The 25773-nt window shown below is 71.4% G+C and carries 21 protein-coding genes; 4 read left to right on the top strand and 17 right to left on the bottom strand.

Annotation, left to right across the window (positions count from 1 at the left end):
• Positions 1 to 67: 67 nt before the first annotated feature.
• The 5 genes from ffh to ACFTZC_RS22820 all read right to left on the bottom strand — a co-directional run bounded on the left by ffh (position 68) and on the right by ACFTZC_RS22820 (position 8054).
• The gene (ffh, locus tag ACFTZC_RS22840; RefSeq protein WP_382892491.1) at positions 68 to 1624 is read right to left on the bottom strand and encodes a signal recognition particle protein; all 1557 of its coding nucleotides are present in this window, start codon (positions 1622 to 1624) and stop codon (positions 68 to 70) included.
• Positions 1625 to 1858: 234 nt separating this feature from the next.
• A complete protein-coding gene (locus ACFTZC_RS22835; RefSeq protein WP_382892489.1) occupies positions 1859 to 4450 on the bottom strand; it encodes a [protein-PII] uridylyltransferase in 2592 nt (863 codons plus the stop codon).
• Positions 4451 to 4466: 16 nt separating this feature from the next.
• On the bottom strand, positions 4467 to 4805 hold the full coding sequence (locus tag ACFTZC_RS22830) for a P-II family nitrogen regulator (RefSeq protein ID WP_365814097.1): 339 nt from the start codon (positions 4803 to 4805) through the stop codon (positions 4467 to 4469).
• Positions 4802 to 6094, bottom strand: a complete 1293-nt coding sequence (locus ACFTZC_RS22825; protein WP_382892487.1) for an ammonium transporter — start codon at positions 6092 to 6094, stop codon at positions 4802 to 4804. Before ACFTZC_RS22825 ends, ACFTZC_RS22830 begins: the two co-directional genes overlap by 4 nt.
• A 481-nt stretch (positions 6095 to 6575) precedes the next feature.
• The gene (locus tag ACFTZC_RS22820; protein WP_382892485.1) at positions 6576 to 8054 is read right to left on the bottom strand and encodes a hypothetical protein; all 1479 of its coding nucleotides are present in this window, start codon (positions 8052 to 8054) and stop codon (positions 6576 to 6578) included.
• 428 nt (positions 8055 to 8482) lie between these two features.
• On the opposite strand from ACFTZC_RS22820, the gene ACFTZC_RS22815 reads away from it, so the two are divergent.
• Positions 8483 to 9142: a bifunctional DNA primase/polymerase gene (locus ACFTZC_RS22815; protein WP_382892484.1), complete on the top strand. Its 660-nt coding sequence runs from the start codon at positions 8483 to 8485 to the stop codon at positions 9140 to 9142.
• A gap of 75 nt (positions 9143 to 9217) precedes the next feature.
• Here the strand turns inward: ACFTZC_RS22815 and ftsY are convergent, their stop codons facing one another.
• Positions 9218 to 10426, bottom strand: a complete 1209-nt coding sequence (gene ftsY, locus ACFTZC_RS22810; RefSeq protein WP_382892482.1) for a signal recognition particle-docking protein FtsY — start codon at positions 10424 to 10426, stop codon at positions 9218 to 9220.
• A 211-nt stretch (positions 10427 to 10637) separates the two neighbouring features.
• Here ftsY and ACFTZC_RS22805 point away from each other — a divergent pair, with 211 nt between their 5' ends.
• The gene (locus ACFTZC_RS22805) at positions 10638 to 12185 is read left to right on the top strand and encodes a purine-cytosine permease family protein (protein ID WP_382892480.1); all 1548 of its coding nucleotides are present in this window, start codon (positions 10638 to 10640) and stop codon (positions 12183 to 12185) included.
• A 78-nt stretch (positions 12186 to 12263) separates the two neighbouring features.
• Here ACFTZC_RS22805 and ACFTZC_RS22800 read toward each other — a convergent pair whose 3' ends face one another.
• The 4 genes from ACFTZC_RS22800 to ACFTZC_RS22785 all read right to left on the bottom strand — a co-directional run bounded on the left by ACFTZC_RS22800 (position 12264) and on the right by ACFTZC_RS22785 (position 18724).
• Complete coding sequence (locus ACFTZC_RS22800) at positions 12264 to 13685, bottom strand: sugar porter family MFS transporter (RefSeq protein WP_382892478.1); 1422 nt, start codon at positions 13683 to 13685, stop codon at positions 12264 to 12266.
• A gap of 243 nt (positions 13686 to 13928) precedes the next feature.
• The gene (locus ACFTZC_RS22795) at positions 13929 to 17633 is read right to left on the bottom strand and encodes a chromosome segregation SMC family protein (protein ID WP_382892476.1); all 3705 of its coding nucleotides are present in this window, start codon (positions 17631 to 17633) and stop codon (positions 13929 to 13931) included.
• A gap of 199 nt (positions 17634 to 17832) precedes the next feature.
• A complete protein-coding gene (locus ACFTZC_RS22790) occupies positions 17833 to 18051 on the bottom strand; it encodes a hypothetical protein (protein WP_365812256.1) in 219 nt (72 codons plus the stop codon).
• Positions 18052 to 18442: 391 nt separating this feature from the next.
• The gene (locus ACFTZC_RS22785) at positions 18443 to 18724 is read right to left on the bottom strand and encodes an acylphosphatase (RefSeq protein ID WP_365812258.1); all 282 of its coding nucleotides are present in this window, start codon (positions 18722 to 18724) and stop codon (positions 18443 to 18445) included.
• 133 nt (positions 18725 to 18857) lie between these two features.
• On the opposite strand from ACFTZC_RS22785, the gene ACFTZC_RS22780 reads away from it, so the two are divergent.
• Together ACFTZC_RS22780 and ACFTZC_RS22775 are read left to right on the top strand one after the other, a co-directional pair.
• Positions 18858 to 19796 carry a CAP domain-containing protein gene (locus ACFTZC_RS22780; RefSeq protein ID WP_382892474.1) on the top strand — a complete coding sequence of 313 codons (939 nt, stop codon included), beginning with the start codon at positions 18858 to 18860 and terminating at the stop codon, positions 19794 to 19796.
• 84 nt (positions 19797 to 19880) lie between these two features.
• Positions 19881 to 20306, top strand: a complete 426-nt coding sequence (locus ACFTZC_RS22775; protein WP_382892472.1) for a winged helix-turn-helix transcriptional regulator — start codon at positions 19881 to 19883, stop codon at positions 20304 to 20306.
• Here ACFTZC_RS22775 and mutM read toward each other — a convergent pair.
• The 7 genes from mutM to rsmD all read right to left on the bottom strand — a co-directional run bounded on the left by mutM (position 20255) and on the right by rsmD (position 25704).
• Positions 20255 to 21139 (bottom strand): bifunctional DNA-formamidopyrimidine glycosylase/DNA-(apurinic or apyrimidinic site) lyase, encoded by an 885-nt coding sequence (gene mutM / locus ACFTZC_RS22770; protein ID WP_382892471.1) that lies wholly within the window; start codon positions 21137 to 21139, stop codon positions 20255 to 20257. The genes ACFTZC_RS22775 and mutM overlap by 52 nt on opposite strands.
• Positions 21140 to 21287: 148 nt before the next feature.
• On the bottom strand, positions 21288 to 22259 hold the full coding sequence (gene rnc / locus ACFTZC_RS22765; protein WP_382892469.1) for a ribonuclease III: 972 nt from the start codon (positions 22257 to 22259) through the stop codon (positions 21288 to 21290).
• A gap of 19 nt (positions 22260 to 22278) precedes the next feature.
• Positions 22279 to 22452, bottom strand: coding sequence for a 50S ribosomal protein L32 (gene rpmF, locus ACFTZC_RS22760; RefSeq protein WP_053675094.1), 174 nt, complete (start codon positions 22450 to 22452; stop codon positions 22279 to 22281).
• 2 nt (positions 22453 to 22454) lie between these two features.
• On the bottom strand, positions 22455 to 23093 hold the full coding sequence (locus ACFTZC_RS22755; protein WP_382892670.1) for a YceD family protein: 639 nt from the start codon (positions 23091 to 23093) through the stop codon (positions 22455 to 22457).
• Positions 23094 to 23254: 161 nt separating this feature from the next.
• Positions 23255 to 24514 carry an ATP synthase F0 subunit B gene (locus ACFTZC_RS22750; protein WP_382892467.1) on the bottom strand — a complete coding sequence of 420 codons (1260 nt, stop codon included), beginning with the start codon at positions 24512 to 24514 and terminating at the stop codon, positions 23255 to 23257.
• Positions 24515 to 24613: 99 nt separating this feature from the next.
• The gene (gene coaD / locus ACFTZC_RS22745; protein WP_365812483.1) at positions 24614 to 25093 is read right to left on the bottom strand and encodes a pantetheine-phosphate adenylyltransferase; all 480 of its coding nucleotides are present in this window, start codon (positions 25091 to 25093) and stop codon (positions 24614 to 24616) included.
• A 26-nt stretch (positions 25094 to 25119) separates the two neighbouring features.
• Entirely contained in the window at positions 25120 to 25704 is a 585-nt protein-coding gene (rsmD, locus tag ACFTZC_RS22740) for a 16S rRNA (guanine(966)-N(2))-methyltransferase RsmD (protein ID WP_382892465.1), read from the bottom strand.
• Positions 25705 to 25773: the final 69 nt, after the last annotated feature.

Genomic DNA, 25773 nt, shown 5'->3' with positions numbered 1-25773 from the left:
CGACGGCTTGGGCGGTGGTGGTGCGCCGGGCACCGCCGGGACCCCACCACCCTCCGTACACGGACGGCTAGCCCATGAACTTCTTGAACTCGTCAGGCAGTTCGAAGTTCTTGTCCTGGCCGCCGGCGGGCAGTCCGAACGCGCTGCCCGACTGCGCCGCCTCCTCGCGCCGCGCCAGCGCCGCCTGCTCATCGGCCTTGCGCTTCATCGGGTTGCCGGAGCGCTGCTTGCCCTTGGCCTGCTTGGCCTTCTTCTTCGTACGGCCGGGGCCGCCGCCCATGCCCGGGACGCCCGGCATGCCCGGCATGCCGCCGCCCTGCGCCATCTTCGACATCATCTTTCGCGCGTCGAAGAATCGCTCCACGAGGTTCTTCACCGCGCTGACCTCGACACCGGAACCCCGGGCGATACGGGCCCGCCGCGAGCCGTTGATGATGACCGGGTCCTGGCGCTCGGCCGGGGTCATCGACTTGATGATCGCGGCCGTGCGGTCCACGTCCTTCTCGTCGATGTTGTTGATCTGGTCCTTGATCTGCCCCATCCCTGGCAGCATGCCGAGCAGCTTGGAGATGGAGCCCATCTTCCTGACCTGCTCCATCTGCGCCAGGAAGTCGTCGAGCGTGAAGTCCTTCCCGCCCTTGCTGCTCGCCAGCTTGGAGGCCATCTTCTCGGCCTCGGCCTGGCTGAACGTCTTCTCCGCCTGCTCGATGAGGGTGAGCAGGTCACCCATGTCGAGGATGCGGGACGCCATCCGGTCGGGGTGGAACGCGTCGAACTCGTCGAGCTTCTCGCCGTTGGAGGCGAACATGATCTGCTTGCCGGTGACATGCGCGATGGAGAGGGCCGCACCGCCGCGGGCGTCGCCGTCGAGCTTGGAGAGCACCACACCGTCGAAGCCGACGCCGTCGCGGAACGCCTCCGCGGTGTTGACGGCGTCCTGGCCGATCATCGCGTCCACGACGAAGAGGACCTCGTCGGGGCTGACGGCGTCGCGGATGTCCGCGGCCTGCTTCATCAGCTCCTCGTCGATACCGAGGCGCCCCGCGGTGTCGACGATGACCACGTCGTGCTGCTTGGTCCTCGCGTACTCGACCGAGTCCCTGGCGACCTTGACCGGGTCGCCGACGCCGTTGCCCGGCTCCGGCGCGTACACCGCGACGCCCGCGCGGTCGGCGACGACGGAGAGCTGGGTGACGGCGTTGGGACGCTGGAGGTCACAGGCCACGAGCAGCGGGGTGTGGCCCTGGCCCTTGAGCCAGAGACCGAGCTTTCCGGCCAGGGTGGTCTTACCGGCGCCTTGCAGACCCGCCAGCATGATCACGGTCGGCGGCTGCTTCGCGAAGCGCAGGACGCGGGTCTCACCGCCGAGGATGCCGACCAGTTCCTCGTTGACGATCTTGACGACCTGCTGTGCCGGGTTCAGTGCCTGGGAGACCTCGGCTCCGGCCGCGCGCTCCTTGACCTTGGCGATGAAGGCGCGGACGACGGGCAGCGCCACGTCGGCTTCGAGCAGGGCGATACGGATCTCGCGGGCCGTGGCGTCGATGTCCTCCGGGCTGAGGCGCCCTTTGCCCCGGAGGCTCTTGAACGTGGCTGCGAGGCGGTCGGAGAGAGTGTCGAACACGGCGGTCGCGGATCCTCAGGTCGGGAGCGGATGAGGGGGCTGTCCCGCACGGTGAAGGACAGACCGTCCCCCAGGGTATCCGGCCTCGCGCGGTGGGGTCTGCCCCCTGGGTGGCCCGGCCGTACGGGAGGCGTACGCGCCCCGTACGGCCGGATGCCACCCGGCGGCCGGAATCGTCACCGCCGGGGAGGCCCTGGCATCCCCGGCGGCATCCTCGGCGGTACGTGGCGTGCCTCAGCGCAGCGCGGCCTCCACCGCGCGTGCCAGTTCGGCCGCGGCCTCCGCCGTCAACGGGCGTCCACGGTCCGAGGTGACGTAGAAGGCGTCGACGGCGTTGGCGCCCAGTGTGGACACATGGGCGCTGCGCACCATCACCCGCGCGTCGTCCAGGGCGCGGCCGATGCGGTGGAGCAGCCCCGGTGCGTCCTGGGCCCGTACCTCGATGACGGTCGCGTGCCGGGAAGCGGTCGGTGCCACCGTCACCCGGGGCGGCGGGGCCTTGACGCCACGGCGGCGCGGGTAGGCGGCCTCCCGCTCGGCGAGTTTGGCCGGGATGTCCAGGGAGCCGTCCAGCGCCCGTACGAGGTCGGCGCGGAGCCGGGCGGCCTGCGGCAGCGAGCCGTACGCCGCGGCGACGCGCCAGCTCAGCAGCAGGACGCCGACGCTCCGCTCCGGCCCTGCCCCCGCGCCCGGTCCGCGGCCCGCTCCGTCCCCGGGTTCGCCGGGCGGGTCACCCAGTCCGGCCGGAAGTTCGACGGCGCGCAGTTCGGCGGCGCGTACGGTGAGCCGGTGCAGCGCGAGCACACCGGCCGCCGCGGGCAGCACGCCGGGCCGGTCGGGCAGGGCGATGAGCAGCTCGACGCCGACCGGTTCCGGCGCGCCGTCCTCCGGCCCGTCCTCCCACCCGTCCCGCGAGGCCCCGTCCCGCACGGCCCCGCCCTCCGCGGACTCCGGCCGCGCGGACTCGGGGCGCGGGGCGTCGGGCCGCGCGCGCAGGGCCAGTACGGGGCCCCCGGTGCGCAGCGCCTCCACGGCGAGGCGTTCCTGCTCCGCGCTGGGCGCGGCCGGCTCGGGCTCCGCCGGGTCGTCGCCCGCGAGCACGGCCGCGACGCGCGCGACCAGGTCGGCGACGAGGGAGGAGCGCCACGACGACCAGGCTGCGGGGCCGGTGGCGAGCGCGTCGGCCTCGGTGAGCGCGTGCAGGAGCTCCAGCGTGGCGAGCGAGCCGACGCGGTCGGCGACGGAGCTGACGGTCGCCGGGTCGTCCAGGTCGCGCCGGGTCGCGGTGTCGATGAGCAGCAGGTGGTGGCGTACGACGGTGGCGATGACGGCGACGTCCTCGCGGTCGAAGCCGATCCGGGCCGCCACGTCACGGGCGATGACCTCGCCGGCCACCGAGTGGTCGCCGGGCCAGCCCTTGCCGATGTCGTGCAGCAGGGCGCAGACGAGCAGCAGGTCGGGACGGCCGACGCGGCGGGTGAGGGAGGACGCCCGGACGGCGGCTTCGACCAGGTGGCGGTCGACGGTCCAGGTGTGGACGGGGTTGCGCTGGGGCCGGCACCGTACCCGCTCCCAGTCGGGCAGGAGCTGGGTGATGAGCCCTTCGGCTTCGAGCGCCTCCCAGACGGGGACGGTCGGCTCGCCGGCGCCGAGCAGGGTGACGAGCTCCTCGCGGGCCTCGGCCGGCCAGGGCACCGGCAGGGGTTTGACGGCGCGGGCGAGGCGGCGTACGGCGTGCAGGGAGATCGGCAGGCCGGCCTGTGCGGCGGCGGCCGCGGCCCGCAGGGGCAGCACGGCGTCGCGTTCGGGCCGGGCGGTGCGGGCGAGGACGACCTCGCCGTCCTGCTCGACGACACCCTCGGCGAGCGGGGTGCGGTCCGGGGCGGGCCTGCCGCCCAGCATGGCGCGCAGCTTGGGGCGTACGGAGCGGGACCGCAGCACGCGGTTGACCTCGCGCCAGGTGACGTCGGAGGCGTACGAGACGGTGCGCGCGGCCTCGTACACCTGGCGCAGCAGGGCGTCGGCGTCGAGCAGCCCGAGTTCGGCGGCGACGGCGTCCTGTTCCTGGAGGGCGAGCCGGTCGGTGGCGCGTCCGGTGGTCAGGTGCAGGGCGTCGCGGGCGTCGAGCAGCGTCCGGCGGGCCTCGCCGAGGCCCTCGCGGGGCGCGTCGGCGAGCCAGGAGGCGGCGACGGCGCGCAGCGCGGTGGCGTCGCGCAGTCCGCCCCTGGCCTCCTTGAGGTCGGGTTCCAGAAGGAACTGGAGCTCGCCCTGGCGCTCGGCCCGTTCCCGGCACAGGTCGTCGAGTTGGGGGAGGCGCTTGGGCGCGGTGTTGCGCCAGTCGGCGAGGATCGCGGTGCGCACTCCGGTGACCAGACCGAGGTCTCCGGCGACGTGCCGGGCGTCGAGCAGGCCGAGCTGCACCTTGAGGTCCTCGGCGGCGGTCCTGCGCGCCTCGGCGGGGGTGCGTACGGAGTGGTCGAGGGCGAGTCCGAGGTCCCAGACGGGGTACCAGACGCGGTCGGCGAGGGCGGCGACCGCCGGTGCGGAGGCCTTGCCGTCGTGCAGGAGCAGCAGGTCGAGATCGCTGCGGGGGGAGAGTTCGCCCCGTCCGTAGCCGCCGACGGCGACGAGCGCCGCGCCGCGCACCCCGGTCTCCCGGGCGGCAGCGGTGAAGAGCGCGTTGAGCCAGTCGTCGGTCAGGCGGGCGAGGGCGGTACGGCGCGGCGGCCCTGGCCGCGCCTTCTCCTGGAGGAGGCGCAGCCGGGCCGCCGCATAGCCGCTGGGTCCCGAGTCTGCCTTTTCGGTGGTCTCTTCGACGCTCGTCACCCAGTCGTTCCCGTCTCTAGAGGGCGTCCGGGCCGCGCTCGCCGGTCCGGACCCGGACCGCCGTGTCGACCGGAACGCTCCATACCTTCCCGTCACCGATCTTGCCGGTGCGGGCGGCCTTCACCACGACGTCGATGAGCTGTTCGGCGTCGTCGTCCTCGACCAGTACCTCGATACGGATCTTCGGTACGAGGTCGACGGTGTACTCCGCACCCCGGTAGACCTCGGTGTGGCCGCGCTGCCGGCCGTATCCGCTGGCCTCCGTGACCGTGAGGCCCTGGACGCCGAAGCCCTGGAGGGCTTCCTTGATCTCGTCCAGCCGGTGTGGCTTCACGACTGCGGTGATGAGCTTCATGCGTCCACCTTCTTGGTCTTCGCCGCGGCGGCGTGGGTCTCGTCGTGGTGCGGGGCGGCGACGCTGCTGCGGCCGGACGGGGAGCCGCCGACCGCGCTGTAGTCGTACGCCGACTCCGCGTGGTACGCCATGTCGACACCGCTGGTCTCGTCGTCCTCGGAGGCCCGGAAACCGATGGTGACATCGACGATCTTGGCGAGGATCCAGGAAACCACGAAGGAGTACGCCATCACGGAGAAGGCCCCGGTGGCCTGCTTGCCGAGCTGCGTGAGGCCGCCGACGCCGTCGACCGCGAGGAGGCCGACGAGGAGGGTGCCGATGACCCCGCCGACCAGGTGGACGCCGACCACGTCGAGGGAGTCGTCGTAACCCAGCTTGAACTTGAGGCTGACGGCCCAGGAGCAGACGAGACCGGCGACGAGGCCGATGAGGATCGCGCCGAAGGGGCTGACGTTCGCGCCGGACGGGGTGATGGCGACGAGGCCCGCGACGGCGCCGGAGGCGGCGCCCAGCGTGGTGAACGCGCCGTGCCGGATCCGCTCGTAGATCAGCCAGCCGAGCATGGCGGCGCCGGTGGCGATCTGCGTGTTGAAGGCCATGATCGCGGAGGTGCCGTTGGCGGCGAGCGCGGAGCCGGCGTTGAAGCCGAACCAGCCGAACCACAGCAGGGCCATGCCGAGGACGACGAGCGGCAGGCTGTGCGGCCGCATCGGGTCCTTCTTGAAGCCGATGCGCTTGCCGACGACGAGGACCGCGGCGAGCGCGCCGACACCGGCGTTGATGTGGACCGCCGTACCGCCGGCGAAGTCGATCACACCCAGCTTGAAGAGCCAGCCGTCGGACTGCCAGACCCAGTGCGCGATCGGGAAGTACACCACGGTCACCCAGAGCGTGATGAAGAGCGCCCAGGCGCTGAACTTCACGCGGTCGGCGAGCGCGCCGCTCATCAGCGCGGGGGTGAGGACGGCGAACATCAGCTGGAAAAGCGCGAAGGCGAAGACGGGGATGCCTTCCTTGCCCCCGGTCAGGGTGTCGACCGAAATGCCCTGGAACCCGATGTGGTCGAAGTTGCCCAGGAGACCGCCGCCGATGTCGTCACCGAAAGCCAGTGAGTATCCGTAGAGGACCCACAGCACGCTGACGATCCCCAGCGAGATCAGGGACATCATGAGCATGTTGAGGGCGCTCTTCACCCGCACCATGCCGCCGTAGAAGAATGCCAGGCCGGGCGTCATCAGCATGACGAGCGCGGCACTGATCAGTACGAATGCGGTATCTGCGCCATTCAAGGCCAGCGTCTCCTCGTGGGTCGGATACGGCCCGTGCGGATGCTCAAGCGGGTATGGGGCCGACTGTGCTCAGGAGATTGACGCAGCGCGGTTTCAGCCAGTGCCGCTCGATGTTTCGCGGTGGTGACGAAGGCGTCCCGCGTGTTACGCCCCGATGAACCGGCGCCTCTCGTCAGGTGGCCGCGGATATCCTCCGCGGACATCCCGCGGGCGTGTCACGGTCCGCTCGGGGCTTCTCGCGGACGGCGGGGACCGGCCGCGGCACCCACCCTGCTGTCCTGGCGGCGGGGGAGCCGTGTCGGGCTGTACGGGGTGGTTGCCGCGGCCGGAGCTGGGGCGGGCCGGGTACGGCGGGATCGGGCCGGGTCCGGCGTCGGGCCGGGTGGGGCGCGGTCGGGCTGTGTACGGCGTCAGGCGGTGTACGGCGGGGCGGCTGTGTACGACCGGGATGGGACGCCCACGACCGGGGTAGGCCCGCGGTTCAGACGGCCTCCGCGGACTCGGGCAGCTTTTTGGCGAGCACTTCGGTGAGATCGACGACCTCGGCGACGTCGCCGAAGTCCCGGGCGGCGGTGTCGAGCGTCTTGCGCAGCCGGGTGTTGACCCGCTCCGAGCGCACGCTGCGGGCGACGTCGAGGGCCTTCTCCGCCAGGGCCGTGGCCTGCTCGGGCTCGCGGTTGAGGAGGTGGACGGTGGCCATGCCGATCAGGTTCAGCGCGTACGACCGCTGGTGGTCGTCGTCCTTGGCGAAGAGTTCCACGGCGCGCCGCATGACGGGCTCGGCGAGGGAGGCGTAGGTGGGGCTGCGGCCGGCGACATAGGCCAGATCGCGGTACGAGTGGGCGTTCTCCCCGTTGAGCTCGGCCTCGGAGAAGAAGCCGATCCAGTCGGGCTCCGGTCCGCCGTCGAGCCCGGCGTCGGAGAAGGTGTCCTCGGCCATTCTCACGGCGCGCTTGGTCTTGCTCGGCTGCCCCATGTTGGCGTACGCCCTGGCCTCCATCGCATACAGCATCGCCTGAGTCCTGGGGGTGGCGCTGTCCCTGCTCCCGTACTGCGCGAGATGGATGAGTTCGAGCGCGTCGTCGGGCCGGCCCAGGTGGATCATCTGGCGGCTCATGGAGGAGAGGATGTACGAGCCGAGCGGCTTGTCCCCGGCCTCCTTGGCGGCGTGCAGGGCCAGCACGAAGTACTTCTGGGCGTTGGGGTGGAGGCCCATGTCGTAGCTCATCCAGCCGGCCAGCTCCGCCAGCTCGGCCGCGCACCGGAAGAGCCGCCGGGAGGTCGCCCGGGGCTGCGGCTCCTGGAGGAGTTCGGTGACCTCGTGGAGCTGGCCGACGACCGCCTTGCGGCGCAGGCCGCCGCCGCACTGGGCGTCCCACAGCCGGAAACAGGCCGTGGTCGACTCCAGCAGATCCAACTCGGGGCCGGAGAGGCGGGTGGCGCGGGAGGGGGCGACGGGATCGGGGGCCGGCTCGCCCGGGTCGGCGGCGGGGGCGGGCACCAGCCAGCGCTGCATCGGCTCGACGAGGGCGGGCCCGGCGGCCAGCCCCAGGGACGTACCGAGGAAGCCGCGGCGCGCCAGCATCAGGTCGCTGCGGGAGAACTCACTGATGAGCGCGACGGTCTGAGGGCCGGCCCAGGGCAGGTCGACCCCGGACACCGAGGGCGAGCGGTGGGCGGAGCGCAGTCCCAGCTCCTCGACGGCCACCGCGGCGCCGAAGCGCTCGGAGAACAGCTCGGAGAGGATGCGAGGGATGGGCTCGCGCGGCTGCTCGCCGTCGAGCCAGCGGCGTACGCGCGAGGTGTCCGTGCTGATGTGATGAGCGCCCATCTGGCGCGCGCGGCGGTTGACCTGGCGCGCCAGCTCGCCCTTCGACCAGCCGCTGCGCAGGAACCACGAGTTCAGTTGCCCATTCGGACGCTTGCCGGTATCCGTACCGCCTGCGCCGCTGCCGCCCACTGGAAAGCCCCCATCCGACGAATGCCGTTGTCTCGCGAACCGCTATCAGAATGCCGTGGGTGACCGCTCCGTGTCCGGCAGTTGCACCCCTTCGAACAGGAAACCGAGTTGCCCTTGGCATACCCGCGAGACTGTCTTACCCGAGGTTCGTGCACCGAAAGTAATCCTACGATCACCCGTCCGGCGAGGGAGATTCCACAAACGCCACCATTCGCCACCCCTTCGAATGAACGCGCCCCGCACGGGGCGCGATTGACTTGACGTACGACGTTCAGGGGGTGGCGTAAGGATGCATATGGGGGCGCGCGAATCGGATCGCACTACCCCCAATGCCACTTCGCGCCACTCGAATGGCTTAAGTGACGACGGAGCGTCACGGGCAGACTGCGACTCGTAACCACCGGCGAGTTCGACCCGTTGGAGGGGGCATGGGCTTCACGATCGGCGGCATCCGGGAGATGCGGTCCGGCTCGCGGCGCCGCGGTCGCACCACAGAGTGCACCGCGGTGGCGGAGTACACCGGACTCTGGGGCTGGGACGTCGTGCCCGGCGCGCGGGCCTCGGGCGGACAGTGCTCCTGCGGTGACCCACGGTGCCCGGCGCCCGGCGCGCACCCGCTCGACTTCTGCCCCGAGGTGCCGGCGGGCGCCACGGTGGACGACGCCGGCAAGGCATGGGCGGAGGTGCCCGGCGCGGCGGTGCTGCTCCCGGTGGGCCGGGGCTTCGACATCATCGACGTCGCGGAGCCGGCCGGCAGCCGCGCGCTGGTACGGCTGGAACGGATGGGGCTCCCGCTGGGCCCGGTGCTGGCCACGCCGACGGGCCGGGCCCACTTCTTCGTGGCGCCGGGCGCGGCGGCGGAGCTGCCCGAGCTGCTCTACCGGATGGGCTGGGACGACGCGGACCTGGATCTGCACGGCCTGGGCGCCGGCGCGCACGTCACGGCGCCGCCGTCGGACCTGGCGGGTCTCGGCCCGGTCCGCTGGCTGCGGGCACCGTCCCTGGACACGGCGGCACCGCCCCCACAGGCCCGGCTGCTGCTCGGCACCCTGGCGTACATCTGCCACCGCTCGATGCCACCGCCGTAGAGGCGGGCGGGCCGTACGGGGCGCGGCGCGCCGTTCCGTACGGCCCGCGAATCGGCCGGATCAGTCCCCGATCGGTCAGTCCCCGATCAGCGCGTCGACGAAGGCGCCCGGCTCGAACGGCGCCAGATCGTCCGGGCCCTCGCCCAGGCCCACCAGCTTCACCGGCACGCCCAGCTCCCGCTGGACCGCGATCACGATGCCGCCCTTGGCCGTACCGTCCAGCTTGGTCAGCACGATCCCCGTGATCTCGACGACCTCCGCGAAGACCCGCGCCTGCACGAGGCCGTTCTGTCCGGTCGTCGCGTCGAGGACGAGCAGCACCTCGTCGAGCGGACCGTGCTTCTCCACGACGCGCTTGACCTTGCCCAGCTCGTCCATGAGGCCGGTCTTCGTGTGCAGCCGCCCCGCCGTGTCGATGAGGACGACATCGGCGCCCTCCGCGATGCCCTCCTTGACCGCGTCGAAGGCGATCGACGCCGGGTCGCCGCCCTCGGGGCCCCGTACGGTGCGCGCGCCGACGCGCTCGCCCCAGGTCTGGAGCTGGTCGGCGGCGGCGGCGCGGAACGTGTCCGCCGCGCCGAGGACGACCGACCGGCCGTCCGCGACGAGCACCCGCGCCAGCTTGCCCGTGGTCGTGGTCTTGCCGGTGCCGTTGACCCCGACGACCATCACGACGCCGGGCGTCTCCAGACCGCTCTCCGTCTTCACCACCCGGTCGAGAGCGGGGTCGAGGAGGACCAGCAGCTCCTCCCTGAGCAGCGTGCGCAGCTCCGCCGGGGTGCGGGTGCCCAGGACCCGGACGCGCTCGCGCAGCCGCTCGACCAGCTCCTGGGTCGGGGCGACGCCGACATCGGCGGTGAGGAGGGTCTCCTCGATCTCCTCCCAGGTCTCCTCGTCCAGGTGCTCGCGGGAGAGCAGGGTGAGCAGTCCCTTGCCGAGGGAGTTCTGCGAGCGGGCGAGCCGCGCGCGCAGCCGGACCAGCCGGCCGGCCGACGGCTCGGGGATCTCGATGGCGGGCGCCTCGACCGCCCCGGCGGGCTCCTCGACGGCGACCGGCGCACCGGTGGTGTCGGGGAGCCCGACCTCTTCGATCGTGCGGCGCGATTCGTCGCGCGGTGTCTCCGCCTCGTCACCGACGTGCGGTTCGGCGGGTGGGGCTGTGATGGTCGGCGTGCTCGACGGTGCCGAGGGCGGCAGCTTCTTCTTGCGGCTGCCGACCACGAGCCCGCTGATCGCGCCGACCGCGACCAGGGCGATGACTACAACAAGGATGACGATTTCCATAACTCTCCCAGTATCGGCCACGGCCAGGCGCGGCTCCCGGCCACGCCGGGGCGCGTCCCGGCGTGATCCGCCCCGGCCATGACTTCAGAGGTTCGCACGAAGACCCTCGTGACGATTTGGACGTTTTACCCCGAACGCGCGATGGTGGAGGTTCCGGTTTCGCCCGGAGTCCACACCCCCAGGAGCCCCCACCTCTGTACGGAGCCCGTTCATGCCCCACGCCTCCGCCCCCGAAGGCGCGCTGGAGACCCGCGGTCTGGAACCCGTCCCGGACGCCGAGCGCACCGGCCGCGTGCGGGGACTCTTCCCCACCTGGGTCGCCGCCAACATCAGCGTGCTGCTCCTCACGATGGGCGCCGGTCTGATCGTCCTCAACGGACTCAACTTCTGGCAGGCGCTGGTCGTCGGGGTCGCGGCGCCCCTCGTCTCGTACGGCACGGTCGGGTTGATCTCCATCGCGGGCAAGCGCGGCGGAGCGCCCGGGATGGCGCTCTCCCGGGCGGTCTTCGGCCAGCGCGGGAACCTCTTCCCGGGGTCGCTGATCTGGGTCGCCCGCTGGGGGTGGGAGACGATCAACGCGGTGACCGGGGCGTACGCCGTGCTGACGGTGCTCGATCTGCTCTTCGGGATCAAGCGCAGCACCCCGCTCGTCGTGGTCACGCTGCTGCTCTTCGTCGCCGGGACCTTCCTGGTCTCGGGCCTGGGCATCAAGGCGCTGCGGATCTGCAGCACCTGGTCGGCGTATCTCTTCGGTGCGTTCAGCGTGCTGGTGCTGGTCCATCTCGTCGCGGAAACCGACTGGTCGGCGGTCTTCGGCAAGCCGGCCGGTCCGACGGCGATGATGATCGCGGGCATCGGCACGATCGCGGCGGGCGGCCTCAGCTGGGTCCCCTCGGGCCCGGACTTCACCCGTTATCTGCCCCGGTCGGCCTCCGGCCGGGCGATGGTCGGCACGACGGTGGGCGGCGCGGGGATCACCGTGGTGCCCCTGGTGCTGATGGGCGCGGTGATGGCGGTGGGCGCCCCCGATCTGGCCACGGCGCGGGACCCCGTCTCCTTCATCGGCGCACTGCTGCCCACCTGGATCTCCGTGCCGTATCTGCTGATCGCGCTGGTGGGGATGGTGCTGATCAACTCGATGTCGATGTATTCGGCGGGGTTCACGGCGCAGACCCTGGGGATCAGGGTGCCCCGCGCCTGGGCGGTCGGCGTGAACGCGGTGATCAGCCTGGTCCTCGGCTTCCTGCTGATGGTGATCGCCACGAGCTTCATCGGCTCGTTCGTCTCGTTCCTCACGCTGCTCGCGGTGGCGTTCTCCGCGTGGATCGGCGTCTTCGGCGTGGACATGCTGCGGCGGCGTACGTACGACGCCACGGCGCTGATGGACACGACCCGCACCAGTGGCTACTGGTACCGGGGCGGCTTCGCCCCGTCGGCCATGGCCGCCTGGGGTACGGCGCTGGTGGTGGGGGTGCTCTTCACGTCGGTGGAGTGGTTCTCCAGCCCCCTCGCCGGGACCTGGGTCGGCGAGAACGGCCTGGGCTGGGTGGTCACAGTCCTGGTGGCGGCGGGGCTGTACGGGGTGCTGCCGCGCGAGCACGCGAAGACCCCGGCGCCCGCGGAAGCGGAGAGCGGGGCCGGGGCCGGTGAGCGCACAGGGGCGGAGGCGAGGACGAGGACGGACGGGGCCGGATCCGGCGAGCGAGCGGGGGCGGGTACGGACGGGGCCGGCTCCGCGTCGGCGACGCTGCCCGTCTGACCTCCGCCGCCTTCACGCGGGGACGGTGCCGGGGTCGGCTCGGGAACCGTTCCGCAGCCCCGCGTGTCGCGACAGGTCCTACCCCATCTCTTCCAGCGTCTTGCCCTTCGTCTCCTTCACGAAAAGGATCACGAAGGGAATGGAGAGCGTGGCGAAGCAGGCGTAAATGATGTACGTACCCGAAAGGTTCCAGTCGGCCAGGCTCGGGAAGCTCGCCGTGATGGCCCAGTTGGCGATCCACTGCGCCGAGGCGGCGACGCCGAGCGCGGCGGCGCGGATCCTGTTCGGGAACATCTCGCCGAGGAAGACCCAGACGATGACACCCCAGGAGAGCGCGAAGAAGAGCACGAACACATGCGCCGCGATCAGGGCGACGGTGCCCTCGGTGCTGGGCAGCTTGCCGTTGACCAGGTGCGCGGAGAACGCCCATGCCTCGCAGGCGAGCGCGACGGCCATACCGGCGGAGCCGACGAGGGCGAGCGGCTTGCGGCCGACCCGGTCCACCAGGACCATCGCGATCACGGTGCCGATGATGTTGACGATCGACGTCGTGAACGAATAGAAGAACGAGCTGGACGGGTTGATCCCGACGGACTGCCAGAGGGTCGCCGAGTAGTAGAAGGCGACGTTGATGCCGACGAGCTGCTGGAAGACCGAGAGCCCGATCCCCACCCACACGATGGGCAGGAAGAAGAAGCCGCCACCGCCCAGCAGGTCCTTGAAGGTCGACTTGTGCTCGCGGCGCATCGCGTGCTCGATCTCGGTGATCCGCGCGTTCAGATCGACGCCCTTGCTCTCGACCTCGGCGAGCACCTCCTTGGCGCGGCCCACCTGGCCGACGGAGATCAGGAAGCGCGGGGACTCGGGGATCGCGAAGGAGAGGAGACCGTAGAGCAATGCCGGTACGACCATCACACCGAGCATCCACTGCCACGCCTCGAAGCCCAGCAGCTTGCCGCGCTGGTCACCGTCGGCGAGCTGGAGGATGCCGAAGTTGACGAGCTGCGAGACGGCGATGCCGATGACGATCGCGGCCTGCTGGAAGGAGCCGAGCCGGCCGCGGTAGGCCGCCGGGGAGACCTCCGCGATGTACGCGGGGCCGATCACCGACGCCATGCCGATCGCGAAGCCGCCGATGATCCGCCAGAACGCGAGATCGTAGATGTTGAACGGCAGGGCGGAACCGACGGCGCTGATCGTGAAGAGGACGGCGGAGATCTGCATGCAGCGGATCCTGCCGATCCGGTCGGCGATCCGGCCCGCTGTGGCGGCCCCGATCGCACAGCCGATCAGTGCGATGGCGATGACCTGGGCGAGGGCCGCGGAGCCGATGTCGTACCGGTCCCGGATGGCTTCGACGGCGCCGTTGATCACCGAGCTGTCGTAGCCGAAGAGGAAGCCGCCCATCGCGGCGGCGGCCGTGATGAAGATGACATGGCCGAGATGTTCGGGGTGGGCCGCTCGGCCTCCTGTCGGCGGAACCTGCGCTGTGCTGGTCACGTGTACTCCTGAAGCCGCCCGGCTGCGTCGCCGGGCGTGGGGTGGGGGGAGCCCTACAAGTGAGACATAACGTCCCGTCAGCCACCACTTGAAGGCAAAAGCAACGCGAAAGAGCGTATGCCTTCACCTTTCGAATGGACAGGGCGGGGGTTACGCGCGGCACGGTGCGACAAAGTCGGTGAATCACCCTCTCCTCATCTTCAAGATGTGAAAGTGGCCGGAGCCTCGGTGAAGGCGATGCCCTCAGCGGAGCCGCTGGCTGATGACTTTGGATACCCCGTCGCCCTGCATGGACACCCCGTAGAGCGCGTCGGCGACCTCCATCGTCCGTTTCTGATGGGTGATCACGATGAGCTGCGAGCTCTCCTGGAGCTCCTGCATGATGCGGATCAGCCGCTGGAGATTGGTGTCGTCGAGCGCCGCCTCGACCTCGTCCATCACGTAGAACGGGCTCGGACGCGCCTTGAAGATCGACACCAGCAGCGCCACCGCCGTCAGGGACCGTTCGCCGCCGGAGAGCAGCGAGAGCCGCTTGACCTTCTTGCCCGGCGGTCTGGCCTCCACGTCCACGCCCGTGGTCAGCATGTTCTCCGGGTCCGTCAGGATCAGCCGCCCCTCACCGCCGGGGAAGAGCCGGGAGAAGACGCCCTCGAACTGGACGGCGGTGTCCCGGAACGCCTCGGTGAAGACCTGCTCCACCCGCTCGTCGACCTCCTTCACCACGCCCAGCAGATCGGCCCTGGCCTTCTTCAGGTCTTCGAGCTGCGCGGAGAGGAACTGATGGCGCTCCTCCAGCGCGGCGAACTCCTCAAGGGCCAGCGGATTCACCTTCCCGAGCTGCTGATACGCCCGTTCGGCAGCCTTGAGCCGCTTCTCCTGCTCGGCCCGCGCGTAGGGCCTGGGCCGGTTCCGCGGGTCCTCCGGGTCCTCCGGCAGCTCCTCGCCCTCGGCCGCCGGCGAGGGCGGCACAGGCTGGCCGGGACCGTACTCGGCGATCAGTCCGGCCGGCTCGACGCCCAGTTCCTCCAGCGCCTTCACCTCCAGCTGCTCGATCCGCAACCGCTTCTCGGCGCCGAGCACCTCGCCCCGGTGCACCGAGTCGGTGAGCTTGTCCAGCTCGCTCTTGAGGTCGCGGCCGGTGTTCCGCTCGGCGGTCAGCTCCCGGTCGCGTACGGATCCGGCCTCCTCGGCCGCGGCGCGCTCCGCCTCGGCCCGGACGACGGACACCTCCACGTGCGCGAGCAGCTGCCGGGCGCCGGACGCGACCGCCGCGGCGGTCCGGGCCTCGTGACGGAGCCGGGCGCGCCGCCGCTCCGCGCGGGCCCGCGCCTCGCGCTCGGCGCGCGCCGCCCGGTCGAGGCCGTCGGCCCGGCCCGCGAGCCCCTTCACACGCTCCTCGTGGGTACGGACCTGGAGCCTGGCCTCCATCTCGGTCTGCCGGGCGTTGGCCCCGTCGGCGGCGAGCCGGTCGCGTACGGAGGTGTCCGGCTCCTCCTGCCCCTCCCCGAAGGGGGACTCCTCCTCCGCGACGAGCAGCCGCTCCGTCAGCTCCTCCGCCTGCTCCGTGGCGCGTTCCAGCGCCTCCTGTGCCTCGGCGGCGGCCCCGGCGGCCCGTTCGGCCTCCGCGGCGGCGGCGCGTGCCTGTCCGGAGAGCCGGCCGAGCCGCCCGGACACGGCGGACTTCTCCCGGTCGGCGGCCCGGCGGCGCTCCCCCAGCTCCTCCACGAGCGCGGCGTGTTCGGCGCGGCGTCCGGTGGCGGCGCGCTGGGCCCCGGCCAGTTCCTCGCACCGTACGGCGAGCACCGCCAGCTCGGCGGCGGCCTGGTCGACGGCGGCCTGCGCCTCCAGCAGACTGGGCGCCCCCGCGGAGCCGCCGTGCGCGAAGTGCGCGCCGAGCACATCCCCTTCGGCGGTCACGGCGGTGAGCGTGGGCCGCTCGGCGACGAGTTCCTCGGCGTCCTCAAGGGTCGCGACGACCACCATGTCGCGCACGAGGCGGCGTACGGCGCCCATGAGCTCGACGGGTCCCTGGACGAGATCGATGACATACGGCGCGGCCACAGCGGTCCGTACGGGGCCGGCGGGGCCGGGCACCGCGCCCGCCGGCACCGCACCGGGGCCCCCGCTCTGCGTGGGAACACCTGCGGACGGGGCGGGCGGAGCCGGAGGCGCGGGCGGTACGGGCGGCGTGGCCTGGGCGGGGGCGAGGGCGGCGGCAACGGCCGGGGCCGCGGCGCCCAGCAGCAGCGCGGCGCGGCCCGCGTCCCGCTCGCGCAGCAGCCGCAAGGCCTCCGCCGCGGCGGCGGGGCCGCTGACCGCGATCGCGTCGGCCGCCGCGCCCAGCGCCGCGGCGACCGGGATCTCCTGCCCCGGTACGACGGTGAGCAGTTCGGCGGCGGGCCCCAGCAGGCCGGTCACCCGGTCGCGGGCGCCCAGCAGCGCCCCCGTGCCGTCCTTGCGGCGCAGCCCCAGGGCGAGGGCGTCATGGCGGGCGCTCAGGGCCGCGCGCTCACGCTCCGCCGTGGTCGCGGCGTCGCGCGCCGCGCTCTGCGCCGTCTCCGCGTCGGAGAGCGCGCGCCGGGCGTCCTCGTACCGCTCCGCGAGCGCGTCGTCCTCCGCGTCGAGACCGTCGACCTCGGCCTTGAGCTGCTCGTACTCCTCCTGCGCCAGGGCGGCGCGCTCCCGTGCCTCGTCCCTGGCCGCGGCGAGGCGGCCGATCTCCGCCTGGGCCGAGGCGGCCCGGCCGCGCGCCGCGGTGACCTGGCCGTGCAGCCGGGCCAGGCCCTCGCGGCGGTCCGCGAGGGCGCGGGCGGCGTCCCGCAGGCGGCGTTCCTCCGCGGCGAGTTCCCGTTCCAGTTCGGCGCGGTGGGCGACGGTGTCCTCGCGCGCGTGCTCGGCCGCCTCCAGCGCGGCGGTCAGTTCGGCCTCCTGCTCGCGGATCCGGGCGGCCTCGCGCTCCATGTCCTCGGGGTCACGGCCGCGCCGCTCCTCCTCGGGGGCGCTGGTGGCGCTGGTGACCCGCGCCTCGGCCAGCGACACGGTGCCGCGCACCCGTTCGGCGAGCTGCGACAGCTCGTACCACGTCTGCTGGGCCTTCCGGAGGCGCGGCGCGAGTCGCCGTACCTCCTCCTCCAGCTCCGCCTCGCGGCTCAGCGCGGCCTTCAGCCTGCGCTCCGCTTCCTCCTTGCGGCTCTTCAGTTCGGCCTCGTCGGCGATCTCCGCGCGCAGCGCCTCGCGCAGCCGCACCAGGTCGTCCGCGAGCAGCCGCAGCCGCGCGTCGCGCAGGTCGGCCTGGATGACGGCGGCGCGCCGGGCGACCGCCGCCTGCCGGCCGAGCGGCTTGAGCTGACGGCGCAGCTCGTCCGTCAGGTCCTGGACGCGGGCGAGATTCGCCTTCATCGCCTCCAGCTTCCGCAGCGCCTTCTCTTTCCGCTTGCGGTGCTTGAGCACTCCGGCGGCTTCTTCGATGAATGCGCGGCGGCCCATCGGATCGGCGTGGAGTACTGAGTCGAGCTGGCCCTGTCCGACGATCACGTGCATCTCGCGGCCGATACCGGAGTCGGAGAGCAGTTCCTGAATATCGAGCAACCGGCAGGTGTCGCCATTGAGCTGGTATTCGCTGCCGCCGTTGCGGAACATGATCCGCGTAACGGTGACCTCGGCGTACTCGATCGGCAGCGCTCCGTCGGAGTTGTCGATCGTGAGAGAGACCTCCGCGCGGCCGAGCGCGGGGCGCCCGGTCGTGCCGGCGAAGATCACATCCTCCATTTTGCCGCCGCGCAGCGACTTCGCCCCTTGCTCCCCCATGACCCAGGAGAGCGCGTCCACCACATTGGATTTCCCGGAGCCGTTCGGGCCCACGACGCAGGTGATACCCGGCTCGAAGCGCAGCGTCGTGGCGGAGGCGAAGGATTTGAACCCGCGCAGGGTCATGGCCTTGAGGTGCACGCCGCCGGACTCTACCCGCCCCGGATCGTCCGTCGGCGGTTTCACCGTGGAACGCGCAGGGCACATCAGACGTTAAGAAAGGCGTGGCAGCGCCAACAAAGCTTCGTACAGGGGAAGATGGAAAGAAAGAAGGGACGCCGAAGCGTCCCTTGCATATCTTGCGAGAGTCTTTCTCACCCGGCCCCGACGGGGGCTGCCGTCAGGTGAGCGCCGGCTCCGCCTGGGGTACGTCAATGTCCATGCCGTTGAGCAGCGACTCTCCGGGGTGCTGTGCGACAGCGGCGTTCAGCACGTCGTTCTCGGACTGGATCCGTACGAGCTCGGATTCGAGGTCCTGGACGCGCTGCTGAAGCCGTCGCATCTCGGCGAGGAGTCGCGGGTCGGAACCGCCGACATAACCGAGAAGCGCCTTTGCCATGATGAATGGTCCTCCACACTGAGTGACCGACCGAATGCGGTGTGGGTCGTGAGGGAAATCGCACCCGCGGTGCCTGGCAGTGCTTGTTCGTCACTGCGGTTCTTACTGCCAAACAGCTAAGGTGCGCGGGGATTCCAGAGTCTCACCAAAAAGTTTGACGGTCAACACGATCACAGCCCGTACCGGCGGGCGGCCCGTCGGCGCGGGCCCGTGGCCTGGGCGGCGGGGGCTCTCTGCGGAGCCCCGGGGCGCGCCCGGCCCGTCACTGACCGGGCAGCCTCGCACAGCGGGCCGCTCCTGGCAACCACCAGGTCATCGCTGGTCATCGCGGAGAGTCACCCATGCCGGTGGCATGTCCCGGCCATGCGGACCGCCCGGCGGAGCCATCGCGTCACCGGATCGCGAAGCCCTCGTAACCGCCCCGCGGGGTGTCCCAGATCTCAGTGACTCCGTCCACTCTCCCGGGTGTGTCGGCCGAGCGCAGCCACTCCAGCAGGCGGTGGCAATTGTCACGCGGCCCCTCCGCGACGATCTGCACCCTGCCGTCGTCCAGATTGAGGGCGAATCCGGTGAGGCCTCCGATCTCCAGTGCGTTCGCCCTGGTGAACCAGCGGAAGCCAACTCCTTGTACTCGGCCGCGTACCCAAGCAGTGAGTCGTACATCTTCTTTCATACGCGCAAAAGTAATCGGCCAATTGGTCCGCGGGCCCGGCGCCCCCACGGGCCATGCCGTACAGTCCGGTCGCAATGAGCCTCACTCATACGGGTGAGTAACGTTGCCGTCGAAACTGAGGAAGGCACCACAGATGGGACGCCACCGACGCTCCGCCGCCCCCGGCGCACCTGTCGAATCCCCTGAGGGCCCCACGGCCGGCCCCGGCGCCACGCCGCGCCGCAAGGGCCGGGTCACCAAGCCCGTCCGTACGGGACTGCTCGGCGCCTCCGCGGCGATGGCGGTCGGCGCTGTCGCGGTCGCCTCCGGACTGCTGCCCGGCGGCGGGCAGTTCTCGGTGAGCGGCGGCGGCACCACCGGTGAGCAGATCCGCAGCGAGGGCGCGCCCGAGCTCCAGCAGCAGGGCGGCACGTCCGCGGATCCGACGCGGGACGCGACGGTGGAGCCCAGCCGCAGCGCGGAGCGGACGACGGGACCGGACAAGAAGTCGGCCTCGTCCTCCCCCGCGACCCCCTCCTCCTCCCCGACCAAGGCGACGACCGCCCCGGCGCCGCCGAAGCCGAAAACCGAGGCCCCGCCGAAGAAGACGGAGTCCGGCGGGTCGGCGGGCTCCGCCGGGTCACCCGCCCAGGAGGACAAGGCTCCGGCTCCGACGCAGTCCACGGACCGCGCGGCCGAGCAGCCCCAGGCGGCGCCCTCGTCCGCCGCGTCGGCCGTGCTCTCGCTGGTCAACAAGGAGCGGGCCAAGGCCGGCTGCGCCGCCCTGAAGTCCGACGCGAGCCTGAACGCGCTGGCCCAGGCGTTCAGCGAGGACATGGCGGCGCGCGGCTTCTTCGACCACACGAACCCCGACGGTGACTCCCCCTGGGACCGCGCGGAACAGGCGGGTGTGAAGAACCTCGGAGGCGAGAACATAGCCCGGGGACAGGCCACCGCCGAGGCGGTGATGGACTCCTGGATGAACAGCGAGGGCCACCGCGCCAACATCCTGAACTGCGACTACACCCGGCTCGGCGTCGGGGTGCACACCGGCTCCGGCGGCCCTTGGTGGACGCAGAACTTCGGCTTCTGAGACCTTTCGTACACACACCAGAAGACACGCACCAGGAGTAAGCGCCACCCACTGGGTGGCGCTTACCGGTAGTAGGGTGTGGATATGGACACTTCTTCCGCTGACGCCGAGCTCGGCGGGTACGCCTTCGACGTGTTCGCGCGGCAGTGCCCCTCGCGCTCCACGCTGGAGCATGTGACGGGCCGCTGGGGCGGCCTCGTCCTCGGCGCGCTCCACCGGAGCGGCTGCCGCTTCAACGAACTGCGGCGCCGCGTCGACGGGGTGAGCGAGAAAATGCTCTCCCAGACCCTGCACGCCCTGGAGCGGGACGGCCTCGTACGCCGCGACGCGCAGCCGGTCAATCCGCCGCGGGTGGACTACGAACTGACGCCGCTGGGGCGGGACGTCGCCGAACGGCTGTTCGACCTCATCCACCTGGTGGAGGGGCGGATGCCCGAGGTGCTCGCGGCGCGGGAGCGTTACGACACGGCGCGCGGCGCCGCGCCCGGTACGGCGCGCGGCGGCCGCTGACAGCGCGGGCAGAAGTAGCTGGACCGGTTCATCCAGGGGCGCCGGCGGATCGGGGTCCCGCAGCGGCCGCACGGCTCGCCCTCGCGTCCGTACGCGTCGAGCGACCGGTCGAAGTAGCCGGACTCGCCGTTCACATTGACGTACAGACTGTCGAAGCTCGTTCCGCCGACGGACAGCGCCGCGTTCATCACGTCGCGCGCGTGGCCGAGCAGTTCGGCGGCGCGCGGCCGGGGCAGCGTCGCGGTGGGGCGTTCGTAATGGAGCCGGGCGCGCCAGAGCGCCTCGTCCGCGTAGATGTTGCCGACGCCGCTGATGAGTGACTGGTCGAGCAGGGCGCGCTTGACCGTCGTACGGCGCAGCTTGAGCGCGGTGAGGAAGGCCCCCTCGTCGAAGGCGGGGTCCAGCGGGTCGCGGGCGATGTGCGCGATGACGTCCGGGAGACCGTCGGGGGTGTTGTCGTGGAGCGAGAGGCCGCCGAAGGTGCGCTGGTCGACGAAGCGCAGCTCGGTGCCGAGCTCGTCGGCGAAGCGGACGCGGATCCGCAGGTGCTTCTCGTCGGGCGCGGTCCCGGGCTGGACGAGGAGCTGACCGCTCATCCCGAGATGGCCGAGGATCGAGGCGTCGGTGTCGGCGAGCGGCAGCCACAGGTACTTGCCGCGGCGCCGCGCGACACCGATGGTGTGTCCCTTGAGGCGCGCCGCGAAGTCCGTACCGCCCGCGAGGTGGCGTCGTACCGCGCGCGGATGGAGCACCTCGGTCTCGGCGACGGTCCGGCCGCTGATCCAGCGTTCGAGTCCGCGCCGGACGACTTCGACCTCGGGCAGCTCGGGCACGGGGACTCCTCGGAACGACGGAACGGCAAAGGCGACGAAGGAAAGAGACGAAGGAAAGAAAGGGGGCGGTGAACGGGAGACGCCCCTCGGGCCGCGGACGACACGAGGGGCGCACCGTGAAGGAGCGTACGTACGGACAGGCGTACGGTCAGGACGTCGGCGCCTCCGCCGAGGCCGGATCCGCCGGTGCCTGGTCCGCCGGTGCCTGATCCGCCGGAGCCGCGTCCGAGGCCGGGGCGGCATCGACGGCCGCCGCGGCGCCGTCACCGTCGCCGAGGGGCGCACCCGCGGCAGCCGGTTCATCCGCACCGGAAACGGCTCCGGTGCCGGCGTCCGTACCGGACTCAGCACCGGACTCCGCGCCGGACTTCGCCGCCGCTTCCCGTGCGTCGGCCGAGGCCCGGATGGAGCGCCAGGCGGACTCCGCCGCCTGCTGCTCCGCTTCCTTCTTGCTGCGGCCGGTGCCGGTGCCGTACGAGACACCACCGACGCGGGCGGCAGCAGTGAAGGTCTTCTCGTGGTCGGGTCCCGACTCCGTGACGAGGTACTCGGGCACGCCGAGGGCCTCCGCCGCGGTCAGCTCCTGGAGACTGGTCTTCCAGTCCAGGCCCGCCCCGAGATTCGAGGACTTCTCGATCAGCGGGTCGAAGAGCCGGTGCACCAGCTCGGACGCCGCGTCGAGGCCCTGGTCGAGATAGACGGCGCCGATCACCGCTTCAAGGGTGTCGGCGAGAATGGACGCCTTGTCCCGGCCCCCCGTGCCCTCTTCGCCCCGGCCGAGCCGGATGAAGGAGCCGAGTTGGAGGCCGCGGCCCACTTCCGCCAGCGCACGCGAGTTGACCACCGCGGCCCGCAACTTGGCCAGCTGGCCTTCGGGCAGGTCGGGGTGGATGCGGTACAGCGTGTCCGTGACCACCAGGCCGAGCACCGAGTCCCCGAGGAATTCGAGCCGCTCGTTGGTGGGCAGACCGCCGTTCTCGTACGCGAACGAGCGATGGGTCAGCGCACGCACCAGAAGGGCGGTCTCGAGCTGATACCCGAGCCGCCCTTCCAGAAGCGTGTGGGACGAGGCCGTACTGACAGTGTCTGTCTGCTTCTTGGCAGGGGACAGTTCAGACATCGAGCCTCTCACCAGCCGCTCAGACCTCGAGGACCTGGCGCTTGTTGTAGGTGCCGCAGCTCGGGCACGCGATGTGCTGGAGCTTCGGCTCCTGGCAACGCTCGCACGAAACCAGGTTGGGGACCGCAGCCTTCCACTGCGACCGGCGGTGGCGCGTGTTGCTGCGCGACATCTTCCGCTTCGGAACAGCCACGGCTACTTCTCCTGCTTCTCGTCGACGCCCGCTTCGGCGCCGCCCATGTTGTCCTTCTCGCCGTCCTTGACGGTCTCGGCGAGTCCCTGCAATGCCGCCCAACGGATGTCGACGGCGTCGTGGTGGTGGTCCGGGTTGTCGTCCAGCCTGATCCCACATGTGGAACACAGACCGGAGCAGGTCTCCCGGCACACCGGCTGCATCGGCAGTGCGAGCACCACCGCATCACGCAGCACGGGTTCGAGGTCGAACAGGCCGTCCTCGATGAAGAGCGTGTCCTCGTCGTCCTCGGCATCGTCGGCCGGCTCCGCGCGGACGCGGCCCCGGTCGTCGGTGTCGTGGTACGAGAACAGCTCCTGGAATTCCGCCGCCACTTCCTGGCCGAGCGGCTCCAGACACCTTACGCACTCCCCTTCGGCCGTGACACGGGCGGTGCCCGTGACGAGCACCCCTTCCATGACCGACTCCATGCGGAGGTCCAGCTCCACCGGGGCGCCCTCGGGCGCTCCGATGACCCCGTCGATACCGAAGTCCTTCGGAGCGGGCGCCGAGCGGGTCAGCTTCCGGAGCGCACCAGGACGCCGCCCCAGCTCGTGTGTGTCGAACACGAGGGGGTTGTGGTGGTCGAGGCGCGCGTTCAGGGCCGTTCCCGCTTTCGGATCGTGAAGAGGGGGCCGCCACCGTCGCTTGAGCGAAGCGGGCAGCCTGAGCCGCGGACATGCACACGGCCGAAGAACCAGGGTACTGGACCGGCCGCCGTAGACCCAATCGGGCTGCCGCCGGTCCCGGAGGACCGGCCGGGTCAGCGGCCCTGTTCGTAACGGCGGAGCTGCTCCATGTCGATCATGCTCGTGTCGAAGAAGCTGGTCTCGTCGAGGGAGCCCTGCTGGTCGGCGGGGGCGGCGGGCAGGGCCGGGAGCGCGGGGCGCCCGTCCGTCTGCTGCTGCTGTTGCTGCTGCTGCTGCTGCCAGCCGTAGTTCGGGTCGTACCCCTGGGCCTGCTGCGCGCCCTGGAGCTGTCCCTGGCCCTGGTCCTGGCCGTACCCCTGCTGCTGGTACGGGTACGGGTCCTGCTGGTAGCCGTACGTGTCCTGCTGGTAGCCCGCCCCGTAGCCGGGCTCCGCGGCCGGGTACGCCGGGTCCTGGTAGCCGCCGGAGGTGCCGTAACCACTGCCGCCGTCCTGGTAGGCCGCGGCGGCCGGCTGCTGCGCGTAGGCGGGGTCCGCGAAGGGCTGCTGAGTGGGCACAGGGGGCATGGCAGGCATAGCGGGCTCCGTGGGACCCATGGGCTGCTGCGGGGGCGTCACGGGCGCCTGGAGGGCCTCCCTCGGGGTGCCGGCGAGATCGGCCAGGTAGTCGGCGTCGCTGAGGCGTGCCTGGGGGCCCGCCGCGTCCTGGGCGGCCATGTGCGCGCCCAGCTCGTCGGACTCCGTACGGCCGTGCAGCTTCTGCCGGCCCCGGCCGACCGCTTCGAGGGTCTTGGTCAGTACGGCCTCGAAGGCGCCGATCTTGGCGTCGACGTACTCGTCGGCCCGGCGGATCAGGGTGCCGGGGTCGGCGCTGTACTCCGGGGCGTCGTCGTCATCGCCGCCCGCGTACCCCGGCTCGCCGGAGCCCGGGGAGCGGCCGAGGAGCTTCTCCCGGCCCCGGTCGACGGAGCCGATGGTCTTGGTGAGGACGACCTCGAAGTTGGCGAGCTTGGAGTCGACGTAGTCGTCCGCCTCGGCGCGGATCTCCTCGGCCTCCTTGCGGGCCTCGGCGAGGATACGGTCGGCCTCCTCCTGGGAGCGGCGGGCGACCGCGGTGTCCGAGATCAGGGTGGAGCGCTGGGCGTGCGCGCCCTCGATGATGCGCTCCGCCTCCTGGCGGGCCTGTTCGGCGAGCTGTTCCTGCCCGCCGATCAGCTCCTGGGCCTGGGCCAGCGAGTCGGGCAGCGCCTCCCGCACCTCTTCGAGCAGCGCGAGCAGCTCCGCCCGGTTGACCACGCAGGACGCCGACATGGGCATCGAGCGGGCGTTGCCCACCGTGTCGACGATCTCGTCGAGCTTCTTCTGCACGTCCACCGTGTGCTCGCCACTCTTTCGGCCGGTTTGGAGACGGACGCAACGACTGTACGGCCAGTCCGCGTCCGTCCGACACCGGATGACGGGCGGTCAGGTCCGTCACTTCCTGCCGAGGCGCTCCATGATCGCGGTATGGACGGCGGGGGGCAGCAGGTGGGAGACGTCGCCGCCCCAGGTGGCCACCTCTTTCACCAGGGAGGAGGAGAGGAAGCTGTACGTGGGGTTGGTGGGGACGAACAGGGTCTCGACGCCCGAGAGCCCGTTGTTCATCTGGGCCATCTGCAACTCGTAGTCGAAGTCGCTGACGGCCCGCAGGCCCTTGACGATGGCCGGGATGTCGCGCTCTTTGCAGAAGTCCACGAGAAGGCCGTGGAAGGACTCCACCTCGACGTTGCCGAACTCGGCGGTGACCTCCCGGATCAGTTCGATCCGTTCCTCGATCGTGAACAGCCCTTTTTTGGACTGGTTGATCATCACCGCGACGTGTACGACGTCGTACAGCTTGGAGGCGCGGGCGATGATGTCGAGATGTCCATTGGTGATGGGGTCGAAGGACCCCGGACAGACGGCGCGGCGCAACTGAACTCCCTCGCTCTCCGGTCCGGTCATGGTGCGTCTTCGTCACAAGAAGCGGCGCGACCGTACCAAAGCGTTCCCTCGCCGTAGCGACGGGACCGCAGCGGTACGAAACCTGCCGGCCAGCCGAATTCCCCGCCTCTGGTGCTGCGTTCAACGGTGGCGACGGCATCGTCGCCGAGCCAGCCCCCGGTCCGCAGTGTGAGCAGGATCTCCCGAAGATCGTCGTCGGTGACGGCGTACGGCGGGTCGAGGAACACCAGGTCGTACGGGTCCTCCGGGGCCGGCCCCGTGACGATCTGCTCCGCCTTGCCGGTACGGACCTCGGCCCCGGGCAGTCCGAGCGCGGCGACGTTCTCGCGGACGGTACGGGCGGCGCGGCCGTCGGCCTCGACGAGCAGGGCGTGCGCGGCGCCGCGCGAGAGCGCTTCGAGGCCGACGGCGCCGGACCCGGCGTACAGATCGGCGATCCGGACGCCCTCCAGCGTGCCGAGGAGCGCCTGCCAGGTGGAGAAAAGGCCCTCACGCGCCCGGTCGGAGGTGGGGCGGGTGCCGGTGCCGGGCGGGACGGCGAGCCGGCGTCCGCCGGCGGCACCGGCGATCACGCGGGTCATGGGTGTCGGGTCCTCGGTTGGTGGGAGGGCTGGGACGGACGGAGCTGTCGGCGGACGCCCGCTCGCACT

Source organism: Streptomyces sp. NPDC056987, assembly GCF_042673865.1.
Taxonomy (GTDB): domain Bacteria; phylum Actinomycetota; class Actinomycetes; order Streptomycetales; family Streptomycetaceae; genus Streptomyces.
The sequence above is the reverse complement of the archived record's forward strand: the minus strand, read 5'-3'. Positions and strand labels throughout refer to the sequence as shown.